Annotated in this window: 11 protein-coding genes, 2 tRNA genes and 1 riboswitch; of the genes, 8 read left to right on the forward strand and 5 right to left on the reverse strand. The window is 38.6% G+C overall.

The genetic code is table 11. The features are described 5' to 3' along the window. Positions 1-36: 36 nt before the first annotated feature. From SIB89_RS15425 to SIB89_RS15455, 7 genes are all read left to right on the forward strand, one after another. Entirely contained in the window at positions 37-225 is a 189-nt protein-coding gene (locus SIB89_RS15425; RefSeq protein ID WP_155089622.1) for a hypothetical protein, read from the forward strand. A 254-nt stretch (positions 226-479) separates the two neighbouring features. Continuing rightward, a complete protein-coding gene (locus tag SIB89_RS15430) occupies positions 480-1,886 on the forward strand; it encodes an MATE family efflux transporter (RefSeq protein WP_412560467.1) in 1,407 nt (468 codons plus the stop codon). A 200-nt stretch (positions 1,887-2,086) separates the two neighbouring features. Continuing rightward, positions 2,087-10,786: a LamG-like jellyroll fold domain-containing protein gene (locus SIB89_RS15435; RefSeq protein WP_412560468.1), complete on the forward strand. Its 8,700-nt coding sequence runs from the start codon at positions 2,087-2,089 to the stop codon at positions 10,784-10,786. A 177-nt stretch (positions 10,787-10,963) separates the two neighbouring features. Then, positions 10,964-11,731: a T9SS type A sorting domain-containing protein gene (locus tag SIB89_RS15440; protein ID WP_412560469.1), complete on the forward strand. Its 768-nt coding sequence runs from the start codon at positions 10,964-10,966 to the stop codon at positions 11,729-11,731. A 49-nt stretch (positions 11,732-11,780) separates the two neighbouring features. Then, on the forward strand, positions 11,781-12,929 hold the full coding sequence (locus tag SIB89_RS15445; protein WP_412560470.1) for a trans-sulfuration enzyme family protein: 1,149 nt from the start codon (positions 11,781-11,783) through the stop codon (positions 12,927-12,929). A 4-nt stretch (positions 12,930-12,933) separates the two neighbouring features. After that, complete coding sequence (bshB1, locus tag SIB89_RS15450; protein ID WP_155087921.1) at positions 12,934-13,656, forward strand: bacillithiol biosynthesis deacetylase BshB1; 723 nt, start codon at positions 12,934-12,936, stop codon at positions 13,654-13,656. A 60-nt stretch (positions 13,657-13,716) separates the two neighbouring features. Then, positions 13,717-13,792, forward strand: a tRNA-His gene (locus SIB89_RS15455). Positions 13,793-13,898: 106 nt separating this feature from the next. Continuing rightward, positions 13,899-13,991: riboswitch (TPP riboswitch) on the reverse strand. Between the two features lie 95 nt (positions 13,992-14,086). On the opposite strand, the gene SIB89_RS15460 is transcribed toward SIB89_RS15455, so the two are convergent. The 5 genes from SIB89_RS15460 to SIB89_RS15480 all read right to left on the reverse strand — a co-directional run bounded on the left by SIB89_RS15460 (position 14,087) and on the right by SIB89_RS15480 (position 18,022). Further along, the gene (locus SIB89_RS15460) at positions 14,087-15,670 is read right to left on the reverse strand and encodes a M28 family peptidase (RefSeq protein ID WP_412560471.1); all 1,584 of its coding nucleotides are present in this window, start codon (positions 15,668-15,670) and stop codon (positions 14,087-14,089) included. A gap of 129 nt (positions 15,671-15,799) precedes the next feature. Beyond that, complete coding sequence (locus SIB89_RS15465) at positions 15,800-16,513, reverse strand: M20/M25/M40 family metallo-hydrolase (RefSeq protein ID WP_412560472.1); 714 nt, start codon at positions 16,511-16,513, stop codon at positions 15,800-15,802. Further along, positions 16,498-16,830, reverse strand: coding sequence for a hypothetical protein (locus SIB89_RS15470; RefSeq protein ID WP_412560473.1), 333 nt, complete (start codon positions 16,828-16,830; stop codon positions 16,498-16,500). The genes SIB89_RS15465 and SIB89_RS15470 overlap by 16 nt, the downstream gene beginning before the upstream one ends. A 68-nt stretch (positions 16,831-16,898) precedes the next feature. Then, the gene (locus SIB89_RS15475) at positions 16,899-17,234 is read right to left on the reverse strand and encodes an FUSC family protein (protein ID WP_412560474.1); all 336 of its coding nucleotides are present in this window, start codon (positions 17,232-17,234) and stop codon (positions 16,899-16,901) included. Between the two features lie 125 nt (positions 17,235-17,359). Then, positions 17,360-18,022 carry a DUF3108 domain-containing protein gene (locus SIB89_RS15480; RefSeq protein WP_412560475.1) on the reverse strand — a complete coding sequence of 221 codons (663 nt, stop codon included), beginning with the start codon at positions 18,020-18,022 and terminating at the stop codon, positions 17,360-17,362. Between the two features lie 168 nt (positions 18,023-18,190). Between SIB89_RS15480 and SIB89_RS15485 the strand changes: the two genes are divergently transcribed. Continuing rightward, positions 18,191-18,275 (forward strand) — tRNA-Ser (locus SIB89_RS15485). Positions 18,276-18,525: the final 250 nt, after the last annotated feature.

Raw genomic sequence — 18,525 nt, forward strand, 5'->3', positions numbered from 1 at the left:
TTTTCATAACTTGAGGGTTTAAACCAACCTTTTAAAATGAATTACTTCAAAAAATTAGGAACTGCAAATTTATTTATGCTATTCTTATGTGCAGTTATAGTTCTTGTTGCTGAATATTTGTTTCTAACCGGAGATCAAATGCATGGATTATTTGTTGGCCTTTGGGCACCAACATTATTAGGTGTTATGATTTATTTAAAACTTGTGGATCATGGCGGGAAATGATATTGTATTTTGGTTTTCTGTTATAGTTATAGTATTAGTTGCATTATGGGCTATTCTTATGATTCGTGCTTATAATAAAGCGAGTCGAAACGATTAAATTATTGAACACATAGTTTTTTAAAAAATAATGCGCATATTTGTGTCATTATGATTGCATAATAAACCCATCTCGGAAAAATTATCACTACTTCATGTGATGTCAGTTGTTAAACAAAACTTTTGTTTAGCTATGTCTTACTTTTTATGAAATAATTATGCAATCCAATAAAATTTCGATAAAACAATTTCTCAGATATTTAAGAATCGCTGTTTCTGGCAAGGAACAAGATTTTACTTCCGGTAGTATTCGCAAAGCGGTATTTATGCTATCCATTCCAATGATCTTGGAAATGCTTATGGAGTCCATTTTTGCCATTGTGGATATTTTTTATGTCTCGCAAGTCAGTGTTAATGCTGTTGCTACAATTGGCCTAACCGAATCAGTAATTACATTGGTCTATGCAGTAGCCATTGGTTTAAGTATGGCAGCAACGGCAATCGTTGCAAGGCGCATTGGCGAAAAGGATAGGGAAGGAGCATCACAAGCCGCGGTGCAGGTCATTGGTCTTGGGATTTTTGTAGCTGCCATTATTAGTGTAATAGGTGTTTGTTACCCAAAGGAAATATTAGGACTTATGGGAGGTGAGGTTGACCTGATAGAAGAAGGTTACGGTTATACCCAGGTGTTATTGGGTGGAAACGTTACAATTATGCTTCTGTTCTTAATCAATGCCATTTTTAGAGGTGCTGGTGATGCCTCAATTGCCATGTGGGCATTGGTGTTGTCTAATGGATTGAACATCATTTTAGACCCAATGTTTATTTTTGGTCTTGGGCCAATCCCAGCTTACGGAGTTGAGGGTGCTGCTATAGCAACGACTATTGGTAGAGGAACAGCTGTTGTATTTCAGTTGTTAGTTCTATTTTATGGCTGGAGTAAAATTAAAGTCAGATTTAAGGATTTAGTGCTTCGAGTTGCTGTGATGTTCAATCTCATAAAAGTATCACTTGGTGGTATTGGTCAATTTTTAATTGGGACATCATCATGGGTGTTTTTAATGCGAATAATGAGTGAATTTGGCAGTGAAGTGCTTGCTGGCTATACCATAGCTATTCGTGTAATGATGTTTACCTTAATGCCTGCTTGGGGAATGAGCAATGCTGCCGCAACTTTGGTAGGTCAGAATTTAGGGGCTTTAAAACCTCAACGTGCCGAGGATTCTGTTTGGAAAACTGGAAAGTACAGCGCCATTTTTATGGGCTCGGTTTCTGTTGTCTATCTCATATTTGCGCCAGAAATTATTTCTTGGTTTACACAAGAAATCGAGGTCATTAAAAATGGAGCACTCTGCCTCAGAATCATTGCTGCTGGATATGTGTTTTATGGTTACGGTATGGTAATCATTAATGCGTTCAATGGTGCTGGTGATACAAAAACACCAACATGGATAAACTTTATCTGTTTTTGGATGTTGCAATTGCCTTTTGCCTACCTCATGGCATTGACTTTTAATTTTGGACCAGTAGGTGTCTTTCTGGCGATAACTTTAGCTGAAGTCTTAATAACAGTCATCGGTATTCTCTGGTTTAAAAAAGGATATTGGAAAACGGTCAATGTCTAGTGTTATAAAAACCCTTCTTTGCACTATAAATCACTGAAAATCAACCGTAAAAGGGTATTTCGGTAGTTTGTCGATTATATTGTTCTTTCATCTAAAATTAAGCTAATTTAGATGTATCCCCTGATTAGTAGCTAGAATAACATTTTTAATGGTTTAATTTTTAAAATTAAACCTGTAATCTTTCATTAATTGGAAATGATATGGGTAAGCTGCGTCTTGCAATTATTGTAATTGCAATTATGTTTTACGGAAACATAAATTTATATGCCCAATCAGGCATTTTTGAGAGCTTTGCTATCATAGACAGTGGTTTTGGTAATAACTACTATGATTTAAATCCGCATACCCAGACTCCCAATTTTGATTTTAATGGAACAAATCTTGGAACTTTTCAAAGTACAGACACCTTTATACTAAATGGTGGGCAAAATAATATTTTTAAGTGTGGCTCTGATGATGTTACTTCAGGTTGGTTACATTACAGAATTTATCCTTCAGGTAGTCCTTCAGGTACTTTTTTATCAATTGACTTAAGTTCAAATGTTCAGAATTTCCCTGGTGCTGCCTGTGGTGGAACTGGAGATAATCAATCTTGGAGTACTACAAATGCTAATATTAATATTTTATCAGGATTAACTTCAGGAGTTGATTATACAATTGAAGTTTATACTACTGCAGATTTTTCTGTTGGTGGAACACCCAATCCTTTTCCCCATACGGTTAATAATGGAGGTGCTAATTTTAGTGCTACATTTAGAGTGGATAATCCGCCCACAGCATCTTGTACAAATTATACGGCACAATTAGATAACTCTGGAAATGCTTTCATAACAGCTACAAACGTAGATGGTGGTAGTTCCGATGATTTCGGGATTGCAAGTATGACGGTTTCGCCAAATACGTTTAATTGTTTGAATATAGGTTCTAATACAGTTACACTAACGGTTACGGATACAAACGGACAAACAGATACCTGCACCGCAACAGTTACTGTAGAAGACAATATTGACCCAACCACACCAACCTTGGCAGACGTCACGGGCGAATGCTCGGCCACTGCCACGGCACCGACCACAACGGACAACTGTTCGGGAACATTAACAGGAACCACGACGGATCCACTGACGTACAGCACACAGGGCACCTATGTCATCAATTGGACCTTCGACGATGGCAACGGCAATGTGATTGTCGTCCCACAGAACGTGATCGTGGATGATATCACCGATCCGGTAACACCAACTTTGGCAGATGTGACAGGTGAATGCTTGGCCACGGCCACGGCACCGACCACGACGGACAACTGTTCAGGCACACTAACGGGAACCACGACGGATCCACTGACGTACAGCACACAAGGCACTTATGTCATCAACTGGACTTTTGACGACGGCAATGGTAACACCATAGTCGTCCCACAGACGGTCATCGTGGATGACGTCACCGATCCAACAACACCGACACTGGCAGATGTGACAGGTGAATGCTTGGCCACGGCCACGGCACCGACCACGACGGACAACTGTTCAGGCACACTAACGGGAACCACGACCGATCCACTGACGTATAGCACGCAAGGTACCTTTGTTATCAACTGGACCTTTGACGATGGCAACGGCAACAGTATCACAGTGCCACAGAATGTGATCGTGGACGATGTCACCGATCCGGTAACACCAACTTTAGCGGACGTGACAGGTGAATGTTCGGCGACAGCTACAGCACCGACCACGACGGACAACTGTTCGGGAACATTAACAGGAACAACAACCGACCCACTAACGTACAGCACACAGGGCACCTATGTCATCAACTGGACCTTTGACGATGGCAACGGCAACAGTATCACAGTGCCACAGAATGTGATCGTGGATGATATCACCGATCCGGTAACACCAACTTTGGTAGATGTCACGGGCGAATGTTCGGCCACGGCTACGGCACCGACCACAACGGACAACTGTTCAGGCACACTAACGGGAACCACGACGGATCCACTGACGTACAGCACACAGGGCACCTATGTCATCAACTGGACCTTCGACGACGGCAATGGTAACACCATAGTCGTTCCACAGACGGTCATCGTGGATGACGTCACCGATCCAACAACACCGACACTGGCAGATGTGACAGGTGAATGCTTGGCCACGGCCACGGCACCGACCACGACGGACAACTGTTCAGGCACACTAACGGGAACCACGACGGATCCACTGACCTACAACACACAGGGCACCTATGTCATCAACTGGACCTTCGACGATGGCAACGGCAATGTGATTGTCGTCCCACAGAACGTGATCGTGGATGATATCACCGATCCGGTAACACCAACTTTGGTAGATGTCACGGGCGAATGTTCGGCCACGGCTACGGCACCGACCACAACGGACAACTGTTCGGGAACATTAACAGGAACCACGACGGATCCACTGACGTACAGCACACAGGGCACCTATGTCATCAACTGGACCTTCGACGATGGCAACGGCAATGTGATTGTCGTCCCACAGAACGTGATCGTGGATGATATCACCGATCCGGTAACACCAACTTTGGTAGATGTCACGGGCGAATGCTCGGCCACTGCCACGGCACCGACCACAACGGACAACTGTTCAGGCACATTAACGGGAACCACGACGGATCCACTGACCTACAACACACAGGGCACCTATGTCATCAACTGGACCTTCGACGATGGCAACGGCAATGTGATTGTCGTCCCACAGAACGTGATCGTGGACGACGTTACCGATCCAACCACACCAACTTTAGCGGACGTGACAGGTGAATGTTCGGCGACAGCTACAGCACCGACCACGACGGACAACTGTTCGGGAACATTGACGGGAACCACGACGGATCCACTGACGTACAGCACACAGGGCACCTATGTCATCAATTGGACCTTTGACGACGGTAACGGTAACAGTATCACAGTGCCACAGAACGTCATCGTGGACGATGTTACCGATCCAACCACACCAACTTTAGCGGACGTGACAGGTGAATGTTCGGCGACAGCTACGGCACCGACCACAACGGACAACTGTTCGGGAACATTGACGGGAACCACGACGGATCCACTGACCTACAACACACAGGGCACCTATGTCATCAACTGGACCTTCGACGATGGCAACGGCAATGTGATTGTCGTCCCACAGAACGTGATCGTGGATGACGTCACCGATCCAACAACACCGACACTGGCAGATGTGACAGGTGAATGCTTGGCCACGGCCACGGCACCGACCACGACGGACAACTGTTCAGGCACACTAACGGGAACCACGACCGATCCACTGACGTACAGCACACAAGGCACTTATGTCATCAACTGGACTTTTGACGACGGCAATGGTAACACCATAGTCGTCCCACAGACGGTCATCGTGGATGACGTCACCGATCCAACCACACCAACTTTAGCGGACGTGACAGGTGAATGCTCGGCCACTGCCACGGCACCGACCACAACGGACAACTGTTCGGGAACATTGACGGGAACCACGACGGAACCACTGACCTACAACACACAGGGCACCTATGTCATCAACTGGACCTTTGACGATGGTAATGGTAACACCATAGTCGTCCCACAGAACGTGATCGTGGACGACGTTACCGATCCAACCACACCAACTTTAGCGGACGTGACAGGTGAATGTTCGGCGACAGCTACAGCACCGACCACGACGGACAACTGTTCGGGAACATTGACGGGAACAACAACCGACCCACTAACGTACAGCACACAAGGCACCTATGTCATCAACTGGACCTTTGACGATGGCAACGGCAACAGTATCACAGTGCCACAGAATGTGATCGTGGATGACGTCACCGATCCAACCACACCAACTTTAGCGGACGTGACAGGTGAATGTTCGGCGACAGCTACGGCACCGACCACAACGGACAACTGTTCGGGAACATTGACGGGAACCACGACGGAACCACTGACCTACAACACACAGGGCACCTATGTCATCAACTGGACCTTTGACGATGGTAATGGTAACACCATAGTCGTCCCACAGAACGTGATCGTGGACGACGTTACCGATCCAACCACACCAACTTTAGCGGACGTGACAGGTGAATGTTCGGCGACAGCTACAGCACCGACCACGACGGACAACTGTTCGGGAACATTGACAGGAACAACAACCGACCCACTAACGTACAGCACACAGGGCACCTATGTCATCAATTGGACCTTTGACGATGGCAACGGCAACAGTATCATAGTTCCGCAGAACGTGATCGTAGATGACGTTACCGATCCCGCAACACCTAACCTTCCAATAATTACTGGTCAATGTAATGCTACAGTTCCAATACCAAGTACAACAGATGGATGTACAGGTACTATTACAGGAACAACAAGCGACCCGTTGACCTATAACACCCAAGGATCTTATGCTGTAAATTGGACATTCAATGATGGTAATGGAAATGTAACTAATGTGGTTCAAAATGTAGTAGTGGATGATACGATAGATCCAATAGCTGTGTGCCAAGACTTAACAATTCAATTAGATGATACGACTGGAACAGCTACGATAATTGGATCACAGTTAGATAATGGTTCTTCTGATAATTGTGGACTTGTAAATTTTTCACTATCACAAAGTATATTTGATTGCACCGATATAGGAACCAATATAGTAGTCTTAACTGTAGATGATGGCAACGGTAATACAGATACTTGCACTGCGACAGTGACAGTAACAAGCCCAAATATTGATGGAGGTACAGCTTTAGGATATTTAAATAATACCGAAACTGCTGCTGATTCGGATAATATTATAGAAGTTACGGCCTGTCCTGACGAGCCACAAAATGCCACAATTAATTTATCAGGTCATTCAGGAAGTGTTGTTTTTTGGCAGACTTCAACTAATGGAGGTGTAATTTGGTCTGACGTTGCAAATACGACCACATCTTTTTACTATGCTAATATCTTGGAAACTACATTGGTAAGAGCTGTTGTTCAAATTGGTTCGTGCCAAGCCACATCATCTATAGTAGTTGTTGCAGTAGTCCCACCAGATGTACCGCCTACGATTATTGGACCGTCAGAATATACTATTTGCTTAGGGGAGGCTATTACTGTAGAGGCAGAAAGTTCTTTTTCGGTCAATACAGAATTGAATAACGGAGGGCAATTTAATGAAGCCAATTTACCTGGATGGTTGGTAGATGGTGCAGACGGAGTTAGTGGCTGGAATGCTTCGGGTAGTAATACCAGTCCAACACCTTGGAGAGGTATAAGTAATGGTAATGGTAACAATAGTAGTAATATTACTGAAGGGGTACGTTATAAAAACCAAGGTGGAGGCAAATTTGCCATAACTTATGGTGATTTTAATGGCGCAGACCCATCACCTCCTGTAACAACTTTAGAAACTGCAGTGTTCAATACCTTAGGATTGACAAATGCAAGTATTGATTTTCAATCTGCATACTATTTACAGTCTGGAGCATCAGGAATCGTTGAGCTGTCAGTTGATGGTGGGGCTACTTATCCTGTAACATTAATGAGTTTCAATGGACCAGGGGATTCAGGTGGGTTTGTTAATCAAGGTAACGGAGGAAATAATGTTCCAACAGTAAACTTACAAGATGGAATCCATTCGGTTTCATTAGACTTATCAGATTATGTTGGCCTTACGGATCTTCGTGTAAGATTCACATTTACCTCAACAGTAGGAAGTTCTTGGGCAATTGACGGAATTTCCTTGCCACAAGCTCCAGTTGACGAAGTCATAGAATGGGAAGATGGCACTGGAACTGTGGTAACAACAGGTTCATCAACAACTATAACACCAGTAACGCCAGGTATTCAAACTTATGGTGTTACTTCGTTAATCAATGGCTGTAGAGCAGATGGTCCGGAGGGAACAGAATTTATTGATGTTAATGCGACATTGGCTTATGCAGGCGAGGATATTTCACAAATTATAGGAGAGTGTGGAGAAGATGTGGAATTAAATGCTTACGATAATAATTTAACAGCAGCCCAGAATATTGCTAATGGTGTTAGTAACGCAGCTGTCTTTACAACAGGTACTTACCCTGGTACCGCAGCAGCTGGTGTATGGTCTGCAAATCTCATATCAAGCTGTGGTGGTAATTATTCTTTTTCAGACTTAGGAAGTCCGAGTTCTAAATTCTCAGCAGATCCTGGTACTTATGAAGTGACATGGACAATACCTTCAATAAATTGTTCTGATACTATGATTGTTACCATTGAAAGTTGTCCAACAATAGACTTTGATGGTACTAACGATTATATAACTTTTAAGGACAATTACGACTTGTCAAACGAATTCAGTATTGAAGTTTGGGTTAAACCAGAATCAGTCACAGGTACCCAAACACTATTTTCTAAACGAGACGCTAATGATTTAACTTCTGGTTATGATTTAAGATTAACAGGAGCTACAGTGCAATTTAATTGGAATTCAACGGAAACAATTCAGTCTTCTTATCCAATTTCTATCGATAGATGGTATCACATTGCGGTTACTAATGATAGCGGTAATTATCGATTGTATATTGATGGTATAGAGGTGAGTTCTCCAGTTGCTGGTATAGCTCCAACAACCAATGCAATGGCTAGTATTGTTGGTGCAATGGATCAAAATAATAATCCACCAAATAAACCTGTAAATTATTACAACGGTTGGATGGATGAACTTAGAATTTGGAGCATTGCATTAACCCAGGACCAGATTAGACAAATGATGAACCAGGAAATAGATGATAATACTTTGGTACGAGGTGTTGTTGTGCCTTTAGATATTACAGGTTTGCCTTGGGCAGACTTAGAAGGTTATTACCGTATGGATGTTCTTTGTGGTAAGTTAGTGGCTTATAAAGGTTTAACTGGTCTTCTTAGAAATATGGACTCAGCACAACAGGAAACAGCACCAATACCTTATACCTCTAGAGTTGATGGACAAGAGTGGGCTACAGATAACACTTGGACAAATTTTAATGTTTGGGATGCACCTAATAGTATAGGTGTGGATAATGCAACACCTATTGATTGGAACATAGTAGAGATCTCCCATGATATATTTTCAGGTGATAAGGATATTACAGTTTTAGGCTTAATATCTGATACTGCAAATAAGGAACTTGAGATAAGAGATCCTTCAACACCAAATAACCAGACCAATGATGGGCAAATGTTAAGAGTGACCCATTACTTAGAACTTGATGGAAATATTAAGCTTGTTGGGCAATCACAATTGCTTCAAGATTTTGGTGGTGTACTTGCAACTACTAGTGCTGGTAGCTTAGAGCGACACCAACAGGGGACATTGAATGAAAATAATTATAATTACTTGTCAGCTCCTGTCGGTACTCTTAATACTTCTTCTAATAATGTGGCTTATACAGTGCCTTCTGTCCTTAGGGACGGAACAAATGCGAATAACATAAGCACTATAACCTTTAATGATGGAGCAATAGATCCAGTAGGTCCTGCAGGAAATCTTACGATGGCTGGATACTGGTTGTGGTACTATAACAACAGGAATGATGTTGAGGATGAACAAACAAATTACGATGCTTGGCAATATTTGGGTTCAAGTACACCTATTGATGTTGGCCTAGGCTATACAATGAAGGGCAGTGGTTTGGCTAGTGCTTTTGGCGAACAGAATTGGGCTTTTGTTGGTAAGCCAAACAATGGAGATAATATTAATTTTAATATTAATGCAGATCATCAAACCTTATTAGGTAACCCTTATCCTTCGGCTTTAGATTCCCATAAATTTATTGACGATAATATACCAGGTTCTGGAACTGGTGCTATTGACGGGACATTATATTTCTGGGAACATTACCCAGAAAACCAAACACACTTTTTGGAAGAATATGAAGGTGGCTATGCGACGTTAACTAAGTTGGGTAGCGTACCTGCGGCTGTAATCTCATCATTGATTTCTGGTAACACCACGGCAAACCCTAAACGTCCGGGAAGATATATACCTGTGGCACAAGGCTTCTTTGTTCAAGCTCCAGAGTTTGGAAGTGGTGTGAGAACAATTAACTTTAATAATAGTCAGCGTATTTTTTACAGAGAAGGTGTTGATCTGGAAACCCCAAGTGGAGATGATTCTGTATTCCTTAGGAATAATTCTGATACCGTTTCTGCATCAAGTAGTCAAAATGATAATGAACAAATTATTAGAAGTATAAGATTCTTCTTTAATTCTCAAGGATATTCAAGAGAGTTGTTATTAGGGTTTACAAGTGATAATGACGCTACCGATGGTGTAGATTTTGGTTATGATGCAGAGCGTTATGATGTTATGTTAGATGATATATCTTGGAAGATTGATGATAGAGATTTTGTTATACAAGGAGTAGGGGAATATGATAGCACAAAAATTTACCCATTGTATATAACGGTTGCTAATGATGGTGAGATTGTTTTAGAAGCAAGCGAAATAGAAAATTTTGAAAGTGATATAGATGTGTTTTTATACGATAGTGTATTAAACTCTTATACCAGTATAAAAAACGTTGAGCATATATTTATTCTTAGTCCAGGTGAATATGTAGATCGTTTCTATATTGTATTTGAATCTCAAGTGCTGAGCATAGAAGAAAATGATACAAAATCTTTAGGTTTATATTATTTAGATAATACTAACGAGATTTATGTAAATTGGATCAATACAAATGATGTTGTACAGATAGAGTTGTTCAATATATTAGGACAGTCGGTTAAACTTTGGGATGATATTTCACCGGAAAGTGATACGGAGTTAAGAATTCCTGTAATCGAAGTTCCTCATGGTGCGTATGTTGTAAAGCTGAAATTAAAAAGCGGGTCTATAGTAAGTAGAAAAGTTATTATTAAGCAATAATATCTCAGTAATCATCTTATACAGAAGCGACCGATTAGGTCGCTTTTTTGTTGTATATCGGACTTTAATTGTTAATAAATTATGTATTTGGTCGATAAAATAATGTATTTCATGGATTTTATAACTTAGTTTGGTTATATTGGCCTATTAAGATTTTTATCATTTAACCCAAATCAAATGAAAAAAACTACGTGCCTACTTATATTAATGTGTGCAACCTTCTTTATTGAGCTCTCTGCACAAGATATTCAGCGAATTTATTTGAATTTTGAAACCAGTACAGGGTTTCAACGACAGCTATTGTTAGGGTTTACCCCAGATAATGCTGCTACTGACGGTTACGATTACGGATACGATGGAGGTACTTTTAATAATTTTGCGGATGATTTTGGTTGGATAATAGAAGGCAATAGCTATGTTATACAAGGTGTAGGTGAATTTAATACCAATAAATACTACCCTTTAGGTATGTTTCTAAGTAATTCTGGCGATGTTACAGTTTCACTTGCAGAACTAAATAATTTCGAAGAAGATATAGATGTCTATCTTTATGATGTAGAATTAGACTCCTATGCGTTATTAAATGCTTCAAATTTTACTCAAAATTTACAAGCAGATAATTATATAGATCGATTTTACATTACCTTTTCGACTACTGCTCACTTAGATATTAATAGTAATCTTTTGTCTGTAGAAGATAATGAGATTGATCCTGTCAACATATGGTATTCAAAATCAAATAATGAGCTACACTTAAGTGGAAATTTTAACAACACTAACGCTTTACTTTCTTTATATAGTTTAGAAGGAAAGAAAATTATTAAAGAAAAAATGTCTACAGAAGAACATACTTTGAATACGTCAGAAATATCTAATGGTATCTATATCGTAAAAATTGATTCCGACACATTTTCATATTCTACAAAAGTTTGTATTGCCAACTAAGTGAGTAGTTAAGCATTTTCATTAATTTTAGCACTTAAAAATTAATGGAATGTCGAAATCTAAATTAGGTTTAAATACCATTTGTACACACGTAGGAGAAATTAAGGACGAGCAATTCAAAGGTTCAGTCTCACCAATATATTTAAGTTCGTCTTACGAATTTTTTGATGTTGATGTAAAACGCTATCCACGTTATTTTAATACACCAAATCAAGAATACTTATCAAAGAAAGTAGCTGCATTAGAACATACAGAATCCGCAATGATATTCGGGTCTGGTATGGCAGCTATTAGTACCATGTTCTTAGCATTTTTGCAAAAGGGAGACCATTTGGTGGTACAGAATACATTGTATGGAGGCACGGTTAATTTCATAAAGGAAGAATTCCCAAAGTATGGCATAGAATATACCTTTACCAATGGTTATAAAGTAGAAGATTTTGAAGCTGCTATTCAAAAAAACACAAAATTGATTCATATTGAAACGCCTTCAAATCCATTATTAACAATTACAGATATAAAAGCTGTTGCTAAGTTGGGTAAATCAAAAAATATATTAACCTCAATAGACAATACTTTTGCTTCCTCAGTGAATCAGAATCCGATTGATTTTGGGGTTGATATGGTGATGCATTCCGCTACGAAATATTTTGGAGGGCATAGTGATATTTGTGCTGGTGCGGTAGCAAGTTCTGCAGAACACATTGAACGCATTTGGAACGTAGGCAAGAATTTAGGCGGAAGCTTAAGTGACATGACGGTTTGGATGTTAGAGCGTAGTATGAAAACCTTAGGACTACGTGTAAAAGCACAAACTAAGAATGCCATGAAAATGGCTAAATGGTTAAATAAACATCCAAAAGTCAGTAAAGTTTATTATCCTGGATTAAAATCCCATCCTGAACATAAATTGGCAAAATCGCAAATGAAAGGTTTTGGTGCCATGCTTTCTTTTGAATTGACAGATGATTTGGATTCGAAACGATTTCAGGAGGAACTAAAATTGATTAAGTCCTCAATGAGTTTGGCAGGAATTGAAAGCACTATGCTGTCACCACACCTCACATCTCATGCACTATTGAGTCAAGATGAACGTGATCGAGTCGGTATCAGTGACCAGCTGATTCGTTTTTCTGTGGGAATAGAAGAGGTAAAGGATTTAAAGAGGGATATAAATAATGCTTTAGATAAAATTTAAATTGATGAAACTGGACATATTAGCTATTGGATCGCATCCTGATGATGTGGAATTGGGTTGCGGTGCAACACTAGCGAAAGAAGTTGCCAATGGAAAAAAAGTTGGCATTATAGATTTAACCAGAGGTGAGTTGGGTACGCGTGGTACGGCAGAAACTCGTGATGAGGAAGCGTTTAATTCCGCTAAAATACTAGGTGTACATGCCAGAACCAATATGCGTTTTGCTGATGGATTCTTTAAAAATGATAAAGAGCATCAAATTGAAATGATTAAAATGATTCGTTTTTACCGACCTGAAATTGTAATCTGCAATGCTATTGATGACAGACATATAGATCATGGAAAAGGTAGTCAATTAGTTAGTGATGCCTGTTTTTTGAGTGGTTTGAGGAAAATTGAAACCGTACACAAAGATGAAAGTTCTATACAGGAAGCTTGGAGACCAAAAACCGTATACCATTATATACAATGGAGAGATATTGAGCCAGATATTGTTGTAGATGTTTCGGGCTTTATGGATAAAAAAATGGAATCTGTTTTGGCATACAAGACTCAGTTCTTTAATCCTAAAAGTGGTGAGCCAGAAACACCCATTTCTAGTAAAAACTTTACGGATAGTATAGAATACAGAGCTCGAAACTTCGGTAGGCTTGTCGGAGTTGAGCATGCAGAAGGCTTTACGGTTGAGCGCTATCCTGCAGTAGATAGTTTATTTGATTTAAAATAAGTTAAAAAAACACTTTGTAGAAAAATGTAAATAATTTACATTTGCAGTCCTAATTAAAATGGTGGTTGTAGCTCAGCTGGTTAGAGCGTCGGTTTGTGGTACCGAAAGTCGCCGGTTCGAACCCGGTCTTCCACCCTAAATTAGTAAAGCCTTTCAGGAATGAAAGGCTTTTATTGTTCTATACCTTTTGAGTAAAACTTATTATAATAATAAAGGGAACAAATGATAAACATATTGTTCCCTTTACTTGTTAATGTATTCCATAGTTGGCATTATCCAACGAGTACTATGGGTCTTTTCTCAGCCGAAATGTATCAGCACCCCAATACAACTAAATAAATTTACATAAAAACTATAAAATACCAATATATTTTATAAAAATTTAACATTTAAAATAGCAATATCGTAGTTTAAACGATTATTTGTTGCGTTATTGTTGTTCTGCTTTGTCAACTACAATTCTATCAGCTCTATTGGCAACTTCCCATGCTGTGTGGAATACCAATTTTGTTCTGTTTTCCAACAAATCGTATTCAATCTTATCTGGTGTGTCAGATGGTTTATGATAATCTGCATGCGTACCATTGAAATAGAATATCACAGGAATGTTGTTTTTAGCAAAATTATAATGATCAGACCTATAGTAAAAACGGTTCGGGTCATTTTCATCATTATAAGTATAATCAAGTTCTACATTGGTGTATTTGCTATTGACTTCTTCAGAAATGTTATGCAAGTCAGTACTTAACTTATCACTTCCAATAAGATAAATATAATTTCTATCACCTTCAGTACGCTTGGGATCAGTTCTACCAATCATATCAATATTTAAGTCAGCAACTGTATTTTTCAATGGAAATATAGGGTCGTTGTCTGTGTAGTATCTAGAACCTAAAAGCCCTTTTTCTTCACCAGTAACATGAAGAAACAGAATAGAACGTTTTGGACCATGACCGGCTTTTTCCGCTGCTTTAAATGCTTCAGCAATTTCTAAAATAGCGATAGTACCCGAACCATCATCATCGGCACCATTATAAACTTCACCGTTCTTAATGCCTTCATGGTCTAAGTGAGCTGAGATAACTACAATTTCATCAGGCTTTTCAGAACCTTTTATGTAGGCCACGACATTTTCTGAAATGATTTCTTCAGATTTATTTTCAATGGATAAAGTCAATTTTGTATTGACTGTTTTAGATGTTTTGTCTTCATAAATTGTATTATGTAATGCTTTTCCTAGATTTTCGGTAACCATAAGCATAAACATATCGTCATCATTACTTTTTAATGACAAGCGACCAGAAGCACCAGTCATTGCTTGTCTTTGAAAAAATGGAGCATATTTTGTAAATAAGTTATTATCCATATAAATAAGTCCTTTTGCACCGTTGTTTGCTGCAGCATCTCTTTTACTGGACAAAGATTGGCGTCCATTGGTCCATTTAGTATCCTCAGCTGTTCCTGATGTAATGTAATTTCCATCAGCATCTTTAGGCTCTCCTGATTTTGCTAAAACGATTTTACCCTTTACATCTATATTTTTATAGTCAGAATAGTTATCCGCGTCGATGCCATACCCAACATAAACAATTTCATCTGAAGAGATATCTACGTTTCCAGATGCTCTCAAGACAATATGGTCTTCAAAACTTTTAAAGTCGGTTCCATTAACCGAGAATTTAGCTTCTGAAACACTTTGCTTTTCTAATGGAACTTCCTGAAAATAGTCGTCATCACCCAATGGAGTGTCAACTCCCATAGCTTTGTATTGTGCCTTTAAATACTCAACAGCCAGTTTTTGTCCTTTCTCACCAGTTTCCCTTCCTTCAAATTCATCAGAGGCATACTTGTATAGCATTTCTTTTAATTCTTCCGTAGTAATTGTTGAGGCATACTCAGTTGGATCTGCTACTTTGGCCTCATTCATTTGTACAGACGACGAGTTACCTTTTGAAGAAGTACCGCAACTAAAAATTAATCCCAAGGCATAGAAGACCAATAAAAACTTTTTCATATCAATAAAAATTAGATGTTAGTTGTTTAAAGCCAGATGGTTACTGACTTTAAATTAATTTTTTGTTAAAATTACGAAAATCGAAGGGTCAAAAGGTTTAAGCTAAATTTCTTTTAACAAACTTTAACATTAGATAATCTCTGGATTTAACCGATCTGGGGAGTTCGCTAGATACCATGCTGTAGCGAATATTAATTTTGTGCGTTTTGCCAACAATTGGTAATTAATTTTGTCAGCTGTATCTGTCGGTTTTGTGTAGTCCTCATGTTCACCGTTAAAAAAGAAAATCACAGGGATGTCCTTTTGTGCAAAATTATAATGGTCCGACCTGTAGAAGTAGCGGTTTGGATCGCTATCGTCATTGTACTTATAATCTAAACTTAAGCTTGTAAAATTAGAATTTGCTTCTTGTACTATAAAATGCAATTCTGTGCTCATTCTGTCCGCACCAATCACATAGATATAATTTTCATCATCTTTGTGCCTTTCGTCCACACGACCAATCATATCAATATTTAGCGTGCTTATTGTATTTTCAATAGGAAAAACAGGGTTATTGGTGTAATATCGCGAACCATGCAAACCAACTTCTTCAGCAGTAACATGTAAGAATACGATACTGCGTTTTGGCTTATAACCGTCTTCTGAAGCTTTTTTAAAAGCCTCAGCCATTTCAAATACAGCAGCGGTACCAGAACCATTGTCATCTGCACCAGGGTATATTTCACCATCAATGATACCTTCATGGTCAGAATGGGCAGCTATATAAATATATTCATCCGGAAATTCAGAACCTTCAATATATGCAATGACGTTTTGCGATTCATTTAACCCTTCTGGCAATACTTCTTTAGGTACTTTTGATAGTAATCTGGATGAGATTCTGGAGCTTTTATATTTTGAGATTTGTAGTAGTTTCGAATATAATCACAGACTTCATTATGACCTTTCTCACCAGTCATTCTTCCGTTATACTTCTCAGAGGATATTTCTTCTACATGGGTTTTTAGCTCGTCGGAATTGATTGTGTTTAGGTATTTTTCAACTATTTTCTTGTCGTCGTATGAAATACTATCCTTTAAATTCTCTATTTTTTCACTATGTCTTAGTGTAGAGCAAGAGCCAATAAGAATAAGCGCTGAGGCAACTAATACTTTCATGTAACTATTTGATTTCCGCAAAAATAAGTTAAATGAGCGAAATAATTTCTGACGTTAAGTCATAAAATTTATAAATTTTCGTCAATTTCTATATCCTCAAGGATTTCCTTAGAGTCCTCTAGGTTTTCTTCATCTCTTTGTTCTAATTGTTCGGTGTCACCGATTTCTGTGGTTGAGAAAACGCCTTTATAAATAGTGAGTCCTAACGAAATGATTACCAAAATGAAAATGTATTGAATGGTTTTCGTTTTAGTGTTTTGTTTTTTAGAAATAAATAGTACTATTAACCCACAGATAAATGCCGCAACTATTGGTGCTATGGCTAAATTAGAAAGAGGAGTTACAGCTAGTATTACAGCTAAAATTGCTGAAATAAAACCTAAGATTATAAATAGTTTTTTCATTACTAAATTAATGTTTTAAACCTGTGGCAGAAACGATCTTAAGTTCACCGTTTCCAACAGGAATTTTAAACTTCGCATATACTGGTATCTTATTCGCATCTGCCGTAAGCCATAAAAGGTTTGCATTATTGCCTTTTAAAAACACCACTATCTTTTACAGATATTGCGAGCTTATAACATTCTTTGCTCCCAATTTTAGTAGATATGGTTTCTTTGCCAATGTATTTTATTGTTATGGTGGTTTCTTCATTGTCAAACAGTATTGTGAAATTTTGAGAATCACCAGGATTGGCTTTGTGAATGTCTAAATTTCTGATATGGTATAAGGTACTCACTAAGTCTTTGGTAGAAGCATTGATCTTAACCGTTTTATTTTCATCCCAAGTTTTACCGTCTTTTCTCTTTTTACGCTTAAGGCTTTTTACGAGCTTGGCCTTATGGTTATACTTGTATTGCATGAATTTATAATAGCCGCCTTCGCTAATGTCTCTTTTATAGAGGTAAGGAGTTAAAGTTTTAGGATTGACATAACTCTCATATAAATCTCTTATTTTAAAGAAGTTATCCCATTTTTTGAAAGTTGTAGCTGTACACTTTAATCGCATTAGCGTACTTTTTGATGTCTTAACTTCACTGGTTTCCATTTTTACCTGAGCAATATCTGTTAATAGACCAGACATATTATAGGATGCGGTATAGACGAGTTTTTCACCTGCAGCAATAGTCTTGTTTTGTGCTTCACTGCACAGACTAATTAAAACTGTGAAAAAGAAAAAGTAATGCTTCATAAAAATTGATTTGAAATAGTAACGTTGTAAACAACATATATTATGCCGAAAATACAATGCATAATTTATTGATGCTAATTTTTTTTTAAATCTAAAATCAAAATTCAATAAAAACTAGAAAAAATCTTTGACTACAAAAAAAAGGGTTTTATATTTGCACCCGCTATTGGAGAAATGGCAGAGTGGTCGAATGCACTGGTCTTGAAAACCAGCGAGGGTCACACCTCCGGGGGTTCGAATCCCTCTTTCTCCGCAAAAAAAGTGTTAAACTTTGAAATAAAACCACCAAGTCATCTTGTGTGGTTTTTTTATTTCACCAATTTTTTTCGCATTTAAACAATTAATTATCAAGTAATAAACTTAAAATAATACCTTCGACTTATTATTGCCCTGAATTTTTAGTAATACTTTATACCAAGTCATATTTCTAAAATATATTCAGTAGTTTAATTAAAATCTATGAAATTTGATGATATAATTATCATCATTGTTAAATTATAATT

Source organism: Winogradskyella sp. MIT101101 (assembly GCF_047126865.1).
GTDB classification, from domain to species: domain Bacteria; phylum Bacteroidota; class Bacteroidia; order Flavobacteriales; family Flavobacteriaceae; genus Winogradskyella; species Winogradskyella ouciana.

Excerpts from the sequence above, each read along its gene's own strand:
- SIB89_RS15425 (WP_155089622.1), top strand. The coding sequence starts at position 37 with ATGAATTACTTCAAAAAATTAGGAACTGCAAATTTATTTATGCTATTC.
- SIB89_RS15430 (WP_412560467.1), top strand. The coding sequence starts at position 480 with ATGCAATCCAATAAAATTTCGATAAAACAATTTCTCAGATATTTAAGA.
- SIB89_RS15435 (WP_412560468.1), top strand. The coding sequence starts at position 2,087 with ATGGGTAAGCTGCGTCTTGCAATTATTGTAATTGCAATTATGTTTTAC.
- SIB89_RS15440 (WP_412560469.1), top strand. The coding sequence starts at position 10,964 with ATGAAAAAAACTACGTGCCTACTTATATTAATGTGTGCAACCTTCTTT.
- SIB89_RS15445 (WP_412560470.1), top strand. The coding sequence starts at position 11,781 with ATGTCGAAATCTAAATTAGGTTTAAATACCATTTGTACACACGTAGGA.
- bshB1 (WP_155087921.1), top strand. The coding sequence starts at position 12,934 with ATGAAACTGGACATATTAGCTATTGGATCGCATCCTGATGATGTGGAA.
- SIB89_RS15460 (WP_412560471.1), bottom strand. The coding sequence starts at position 15,670 with ATGAAAAAGTTTTTATTGGTCTTCTATGCCTTGGGATTAATTTTTAGT.
- SIB89_RS15470 (WP_412560473.1), bottom strand. The coding sequence starts at position 16,830 with ATGAAAGTATTAGTTGCCTCAGCGCTTATTCTTATTGGCTCTTGCTCT.
- SIB89_RS15475 (WP_412560474.1), bottom strand. The coding sequence starts at position 17,234 with ATGAAAAAACTATTTATAATCTTAGGTTTTATTTCAGCAATTTTAGCT.
- SIB89_RS15480 (WP_412560475.1), bottom strand. The coding sequence starts at position 18,022 with ATGAAGCATTACTTTTTCTTTTTCACAGTTTTAATTAGTCTGTGCAGT.